The organism is Paenibacillus sp. P4_A7 (genome assembly GCF_056402455.1).
Genome location: NZ_JBFUHJ010000714.1, coordinates 1 through 1,743, shown reverse-complemented (window position 1 = coordinate 1,743; position 1,743 = coordinate 1). Strand labels below are relative to the sequence as shown.

At 44.6% G+C, this 1,743-nt stretch carries 2 protein-coding genes; both read left to right on the top strand.

Annotation, left to right across the window (positions count from 1 at the left end; translation table 11 throughout):
- On the top strand, window positions 1-1,055 hold a 1,055-nt coding region (locus AC1DWN_RS33310), incomplete at its 5' end, for a phytanoyl-CoA dioxygenase family protein (protein ID WP_477563114.1).
- Window positions 1,056-1,316: 261 nt separating this feature from the next.
- Window positions 1,317-1,601, top strand: coding sequence for a hypothetical protein (locus AC1DWN_RS33305; RefSeq protein WP_477563113.1), 285 nt, complete (start codon window positions 1,317-1,319; stop codon window positions 1,599-1,601).
- Window positions 1,602-1,743: the final 142 nt, after the last annotated feature.

Genomic DNA, 1,743 nt, shown 5'->3' with positions numbered 1-1,743 from the left:
GATGTAACACGCTACAATTAGCACGTAAGCATTTCAATTTAGGAGTTGATGAGTCTGTGGGAAAGTATTATGTGCCTAAATCACGTGCAAGGGATAATCGCTATTTAGTAAGTGTGAAGGAATATTCTCATTATCAAAGAGAAGGTTACTTAATTGTCCGAAACCTATTGTCAAAAGAAGACATCGCCGAGCTCTATGAATTGGCAGAACAATCACGGATTAATAGCCTTCAGATAAATAAGCAAGCAGATCCTGATAACGCGGACCCTCTCAAAGAGGAATTTGCGAAGGCAACAAGAATTCATATGCTATCTCGTGTAAATGCAGCAGCGGAGAGGGGGATGCTTAACCCTCGAATTGTCGATGTTACGGAGGCATTGGTTGGGCCGGATGTATACGCTCTTCAGTCCATGCTTTTCTTAAATCCGCCTGGAAAAGGCGGTCAAGGCTGGCATCAAGATGCAAGCTATGTTAGGACTCATCCGGATACATTAATCGGAGCATGGATTGCTCTAGAAGAAGCAGATGAAGAAAATGGCTGCTTATGGGTCGTACCCGGCTCGCACCACGAACCGATATATCCTCCTGATGGAGTCGGCGGAGGAAATGTGCATGCGGTGGATGCATTCGAGGATTTGAAAGGCGTTCAGAATGCGAGCCATTTGGACGATAATGTGAACACTTTATCTAAGATTGTTGCAAACTATCCTCCAGCTATACCCGTTCCGCTTAGTCCAGGAGATGTTTTATTTTTTCATTCGCATTTGCTTCATCGCTCCTATCCGAATCGTACCCAGGACCGATACCGCCGCTCATACGTCTGCCATTATTGCAATGCACGTTCTTGGGTGCCATGGGACCATGACGGATTCGAAGGTAATTCAGGGAATTACCGGCAAATTCTCGCGCGCGGCAACACACATCTTCCTTACGCAGAACCAGCATTTGGAACAGAGGTATACTTGGCAGATGCGGAAGGGGAATTGAGCAGCGTTGCGATGATGGGGATGGACAATGGGATGATGATGCCTATGGGAATGGAGAAAGAGGATTAAGTGCAGATCCTTACGCTCGGCAGTCAGGCGGAAATATACATGGAGCAATTGCTGTAATGCGACTAGCCAATCCATGGTACCGACTTCATCGCAGAATAAAAAACAAACTACCTAGGATCCTCAAGGCAGTAACTACAGTCTAGTTGTTCAGGAGTTTATTTTAATGGACTGTGGCAATGCAAAAAAAAGATCCGAGTAACTGCAATTAGTCTGATTGGATAGCAAAATATACACTATTTTCCTCATTAGCTTTGTGACACCTTGAGAGGCAAGAATGCAGTTATTTCCGCAGGCGAACTAATCGCCTCAAAGATTGTTTATAAGGGTACTTTATTTGCCACTGTGGAATTGGAATACAAGGTCGCAGGAACTAGTTATTATGCAGTTCATCAAACGGTCTATGCGAATACATCGCGTGTAGATGTGTCCGTACGATTGCATAAAGACAGTTTGTGGGAACCCGAAAACCTTTATATATCACTGCAATTCGGCGGAAAAGAGCTGTGGGTTGAGAAAACGGGTATCGTTATGAAGCCACATAGCTGATACTGCGAAGTCATTAGGTTTTAGAAATGGGGGATATCAACAATTTCGGATAAACCTCTCTGCAGTGTTGTTAACTGCAGGGAGGTCGCAAATAGAACATGGATGGGTCACTTACGTAAGCCGCTCCAGGACAACTGTCTAA